Consider the following 5,829-nt stretch of genomic DNA (forward strand, 5'->3'; position numbering starts at 1 on the left):
CTGGTGCAGGTTTAGACTGTATTATTGTTTTTCCTTTAATGTTCCGATAAATTAATTTACCTACACTACCTCTAAAATTTCCTTCTTCGTCGCTTGTTGCCATCTCTTTATGTGATTTATCATTTACTGAAAGTTAAACATTACCAATTCTCCAAACCACAAAATTTTAATTTCATTTAAAAATCAGCCATTTATCAAAAGAAAGCACAGAGGATATTTCCGAGGCCAAAAATAGGAATGTTAGCAGGAGGATTTGAGCAATAACAGTACGTGAAAATCAAAAAAGAAATTTTGATTGTAAACGCTATTTAGGAATACCGGGCTAAGCTGTATCATTTGTGCAGGAATATTTTGATGAATCTTCTTTCACAAATGATAAAAGGCTGCTCAGTTGCTAATTAAAGGCTTGTCATTTGCTGGAAATTGATTTCCAAATATGGGTGAGTCCACCATGAGTCCACAGTGAGTCCACGGTGAGTCCACGTATCGCCAAACAAAGGGTGGACTCACCCTGGACTCATGGTGGATTGGATGCGCTCTCGTAGCAAGGTGTAACTAAGCCAGCATCTAGCTTACCAACAAGAAAAAAGCAGAAGGGTTAAATAGAGGAAGGGAACAAGAACAATCGCTTGCTAATAGCAAAGCCGCTTCTTGATGCGCATTTTAAAGCTAAAGAAAAATGATTTAAAACTACAAAGCAATATTCAGGTTCAGCTGCAGCACCGGCAGAAACCTAAAGTTAGAAACATTCTCGCGGAATTCCGCTTCATCGCTTTCCGTGTCGGTGAGGTATTTGGTACCTGTAACGGTCACCTCCGGTTTGCCCATGTAATAGGCACCCAGGGCAAAGCCAATATTCACTTTGTTCCTGGGGTGAGGATTTTCAAAGCCAAAGCCCAGGAAGGGTGCTGCTTTTTTCCAGGCCACATTTCCATAAAGCTCCCCTACTTCTTCAGCTGCCATTTCCAAGCCCTCATAATGATAAGTCCCTTTATAGCGGGCGATGGCATTTCCTTCATCCTCCCAGAAGTAGGCCATACCGGCCGTGAGCAAAAATTTCCGGGCAAAAGTTGTAGAACTGATGAAAGGATGCACATCGAACATCAAATGGAGGTTAGCCAGGTCTACTTTTACGCGGGCATCTGCAGGCTCCTCCCGAACGGTGTAGCTTGTATTGAATTTAAGGTGAAGTAAACTGGCACCACCACGGATATTAAGCCCCGGCTGGGGCACAAATTTAAGCTCTGCACCGAAGCCCTGCGTAGCGGCATGAGGTGAAAAATAGAATTGTGTATGTTGGGCAAAAGCAACATTCGTGCAAAGCAGCCCACACAGGAGCAGTAAAAGCAATGATCTGCAAATCATGTCGAAAAGGTTTAGGTCTAAGCACGGATGGTAAACAGCCCTAATTTAGTCATTTCTGCGTATTATTATGCAAGTCTAAAGCTTCAAATTTAGAGTTTTTACTCTTATACTCAGGTACAATAAATTTCATCTGCATCACCACCTTCAGGTCGTCGTTGAGGGCAGCATGGGTTAACAAGTCATGAATCTGGTCGTCGATGTTGTTAAACACATATTCGCGGACTTTACCGATCATGATTTTATCATGGTGGGTAGGCATGGTATTCTCCTTGTCGTTGAGCAGCTCCTCAAATAATTTCTCCCCGGGACGTAAACCCGAGAATTCAATTTTGATATCCTGGTTGGGCACCAGGTCGGCCAGGCGGATCATCTTTTTGGCGAGGTCCACAATTTTCACCGATTCGCCCATGTCGAAGATAAAGATTTCACCACCATCACCCATGCAACCCGCTTCCAATACCAGGCGACAAGCCTCGGGGATGGTCATGAAATAACGGGTAATCTCCGGATGGGTCACTGTAACCGGGCCACCCTTTTCAATTTGCTGCTTAAAGCGGGGGATGACAGAGCCATTCGAGCCCAGCACATTGCCAAACCTGGTGGTAATAAATTTGGTGTTAGACCTTGCCCCCGGCTCATTCAAATAGCGCAGGCCATTTTCATAGTGCTGGTGAGGTTTCAGCAGGTGATTGTTCAGTGCCTGCACATAAATTTCTGCAATCCGTTTCGAAGCCCCCATGATATTGGTGGGGTTCACGGCTTTGTCTGTAGAAATCATGACAAACTTGAGGACGCCATGTTTCACCGATAGGTCGGCGATGGTTTTAGTGCCCAATACGTTCGTTTTCACTGCTTCGGCCGGATGATCTTCCATCATAGGCACATGTTTATAAGCAGCGGCATGGTATACGTACTGGGGCTTAAACGTTGAGAACAAAAACTCCATGCGCTGCTGATCGCGCACATCGCCAATAAAGGCGTGGAATTTTGAAGCATCCTGGGTTTCTTCCATCTCCAGGAATAAATGATGCAGGGCCGTTTCACTCTGGTCGCACATAATGATGGGTCCGGTTTCAAACTTCATCAGCTGGCGGACAATTTCGCTGCCTATAGAGCCTGCGGCCCCGGTGATGAGCACCGTTTTACCTTTCAATTCCATTTGTATGCCATCCGTATTGATGCTGATGGCCGTTCTGTTGAGGAGATCTTCGATGTTGATGTTCTGGATCTGGGCGGTACTCACCTTACCACGGGCCCATGCATCATGGGGAGGCACATTCAACACCCGCACATGGTTGGCCAGGCAAATGTCTACCACCTCATTTTTGCGCTGCGTAGGGATGGTATAACTGGCGAAGATAATTTCATCCAGCTCATGTTTCACCACCAGGTTTTCCAGGTCGGCGGCATTTAAAATCATCACCCCCTCAATAGATTTACCCACCTTGCGCAGGTCATCATCCACAAAAGCAATGATATTTTTGTTGATCTTCTGGTCGTGATCGAAAGTACGTTTGGTGGCCAGACCGGCATCACCGGCCCCATAAATGATGACCCTAACTTTATCAAGGCTGGCATTTTTGATGTACATAAAAAAGTACTTCACAATAATGCGGTAGGTAATTAAAAACAAAAAGGTAAAAAGCGCATAGACCACCACAATGATGTTGTGGGTAAAAGCAGGAAAGCCGAGGGCTATGGCAATGGCATTGGCAAAAAAGAAAAGGGTAGATGCAGCGAGCACCGAGGTTAAAATGCGGAAAGAATCCTGAGCAGACGTAAAGCGGACAATGCCGCTATACGTCTTCAGGTTGATAAACACGAGGGTATTGATGAGGGCAACGGCTAAAAAAGACTTATAAAGGGATAGAAAATTAAGGTGCTGGAGCTGAAAATCCGCCAGGAGGATATGGCCCAAGAAGAGCGCGAAAAAGCTTAAGCAGATATCTATGGTGAAAATAACCCAGCGGGGCACAATTTCTATTTTCGCGAACATTCGTATGGTTTTAATTCTGTTTCAAATTTAATGATAATCAATTAAGAGAATCTAATATTCAGGTATACAAGTGAATACACAAGAAATTATACAGGATTACACAAGAGCGGCAAACGGCAGACCAGAAAATTATTTGTAAAGGATGTGAACAATCTGCGATGTGAATCGTTGTAAACTGTATTGCTCAACAGCACTATAATAACAGCAGCATAGCACACCTTCCATCTTCCAAGAATAAACAGTTGACATATAGGTTTTTACATATAATCCTAAGCAACAGCTGATGCCATAAAAATAACCCTGACTTACAAATTCATTCTTATGAAGACCTTGCAGGCTTACCCATTTCTCTATATCGTAGGCACACTATTTTTCACAGTCTACGGACAAATTGTGCTCAAATGGCGAATCACGAAGCTTAAAATCGAGCTACCAGAAAACCTTTACGATAAACTCCAGGCCTTGTTCAAACTTTTAATAGACCCACTGGTTCTTTCAGGCTTTCTTTCCGCCTTTATCGCCTCCCTGTTCTGGATGGCGGCGATGACAAAATTTGAAATTACGCGTGCCTATCCCTTTATGAGTATTGCCCCTGCCCTTGTTTTTTTAATCGGCACCCTGTTTTTAGGAGAAACCTTCACCATAGGCAAAATCCTGGGCCTGCTGCTGATTGTATTGGGCAGCATGATTACGGTAAAATTCTAAAAGATGGAAGTATTACCCCATATCTCTATTGTCAGTCCGGTTTATAAAGCCGAACACATCATTGAGCAATTGGTTGCTGAAATCAAAAAGGCCATGTTAGCCCTCAAATGCAGCTATGAAATTATCTTAATTGACGACCGGAGTCCCGATCAAAGCTGGGAAAAAATGAAAATACTGAGCCATGAAAATCCCGAAGTGAAGAGCTTAAGGCTGAGCCGCAATTTTGGGCAACACCCGGCAATCATGGCTGGCCTGGCGCAAGCAAAAGGCGAATGGGTGGTGGTGATGGATTGCGATTTGCAGGACCAGCCCAAAGAAATTGTCCGTTTATATGCGGCTGCACAAGAAGGTTATGAAATCGTGTTGGCCAAAAGAGTGAACCGTGCCGACCGTTTCAGCAAAAGACTAGGCTCCAAAGTCTTCTCCATTGTATACACTTATTTCACAGATGTGAAGTACGATAACCAGGTAGCCAACTTCGGCATTTACCATCAAAAGGTGGTACAGTCGGTGTTGAGCATTTGCGATTACATTAAGTTTTTTCCTTTATTTGTCAACCTTGCAGGCTTCAATTCCAGGTCTATCGCCGTAGAACACGCCGAACGTTATGCCGGCAACAGCAGTTACAGCTATGGCAAGCTGATTAGCCTGGCCTTTAATGCCATCATCTCCTTTTCCAACAAACCGCTCAAGCTCTTTGTCAAATTCGGCTTAACCATTTCCGTGCTTGCCTTTATCGTGGGCATTTATTACCTCTATAAGGCCCTGGCCAATGAAATTGCCATTTTAGGTTACAGCTCCATCATTGTTTCCATCTGGTTTTTATCCGGCGTTATCATCACCACCATCGGCATTACCGGCATTTACATTGGCAAAATCTTCGACCAAACCAAACACCGACCCATTTACATTATAGATGAAATGATATGTTCAGGGAACTAACATGGGATTCAAATTTTTTCCACAAAAAGGTGGGCGAATTGACCCTCGACAATGGTCATGTAGAAACCTTTCCTAAGGTAGACTTGCTTTATGTCAAAAGCAAAAATGAAACCATACCCGAAATAAAAGGCTACCATTGCCGCTATGCAGAAAACAAAGTCGTTTACACCAAAGAACTAACAGACAGTGGAGCGCGCCATGAAAAGATCCATTCCATCTCCAAAAAACCTTATCAAGTAGAAGATTTATACCAATTGGCCTATATCACAGGTAAATTTAGCCGTTTCAATTTAGATCCCAACATTCCCGAAGCAGATTTTACACGCCTTTACCGCACATGGATTGATAAATCCATCAGCGGAGAAAATGCGACCGACCTGTTTATCTATGTCGATCAAGAAGAAACCGCAGGATTCATCAGTTACCAGCAAGAAAAAGGCTATGCCATGGCCACCTTAGCAGGCGTTTCACCCGCGCAGCAAGGTAAAAAAATCGGGAAGGCTTTGTTCAAACACCTTGAGCAAGTGGTTTTTGACCAAGGGCAGCGCGAACTCCGGATCCCAACACAGGCAGTCAACCAGCATGCCTGCACCTTTTACGAGAAACTAGGTTACACCATTTTGGAAAGCACGTCTATTAAACACTATTATCGCGATGATTCCCTTTAACAGGCCACATTTAACCGGAAAAGAAACACACTATATGTACGATGCTGTGCAAACGGGAAAAATTTCCGGCAATGGCAAATACACACAACTGTGCCAGGGATTTTTTGAAGCACGTTATGGCTTTAAGAAATGCCTGCTCACCACTTCCTGTAC

At 43.9% G+C, this 5,829-nt stretch carries 5 protein-coding genes; 3 read left to right on the top strand and 2 right to left on the bottom strand.

The annotated features are described in order from the left end of the window. Positions 1-690 precede the first annotated feature (690 nt). Positions 691-1,365, bottom strand: a complete 675-nt coding sequence (locus ACR2F7_RS05190; protein WP_432712527.1) for a hypothetical protein — start codon at positions 1,363-1,365, stop codon at positions 691-693. A gap of 49 nt (positions 1,366-1,414) precedes the next feature. Beyond that, a complete protein-coding gene (locus ACR2F7_RS05195; RefSeq protein WP_432712528.1) occupies positions 1,415-3,361 on the bottom strand; it encodes a polysaccharide biosynthesis protein in 1,947 nt (648 codons plus the stop codon). Positions 3,362-3,682: 321 nt separating this feature from the next. Here ACR2F7_RS05195 and ACR2F7_RS05200 point away from each other — a divergent pair, with 321 nt between their 5' ends. Genes ACR2F7_RS05200 through ACR2F7_RS05210 form a run of 3 tightly spaced genes read left to right on the top strand, consistent with a single transcriptional unit; the run spans position 3,683 to position 5,676 of the window. Then, positions 3,683-4,066 (top strand): EamA family transporter, encoded by a 384-nt coding sequence (locus ACR2F7_RS05200; protein ID WP_432712529.1) that lies wholly within the window; start codon positions 3,683-3,685, stop codon positions 4,064-4,066. A gap of 3 nt (positions 4,067-4,069) precedes the next feature. Further along, complete coding sequence (locus tag ACR2F7_RS05205) at positions 4,070-5,008, top strand: glycosyltransferase family 2 protein (RefSeq protein ID WP_432712530.1); 939 nt, start codon at positions 4,070-4,072, stop codon at positions 5,006-5,008. Beyond that, positions 4,993-5,676, top strand: coding sequence for a GNAT family N-acetyltransferase (locus ACR2F7_RS05210; RefSeq protein WP_432712531.1), 684 nt, complete (start codon positions 4,993-4,995; stop codon positions 5,674-5,676). The genes ACR2F7_RS05205 and ACR2F7_RS05210 overlap by 16 nt, the downstream gene beginning before the upstream one ends. The last annotated feature ends 153 nt before the right edge of the window (positions 5,677-5,829 follow it).

It is taken from the genome of Pedobacter sp. (genome assembly GCF_045628745.1).
Lineage (GTDB): Bacteria > Bacteroidota > Bacteroidia > Sphingobacteriales > Sphingobacteriaceae > Pedobacter.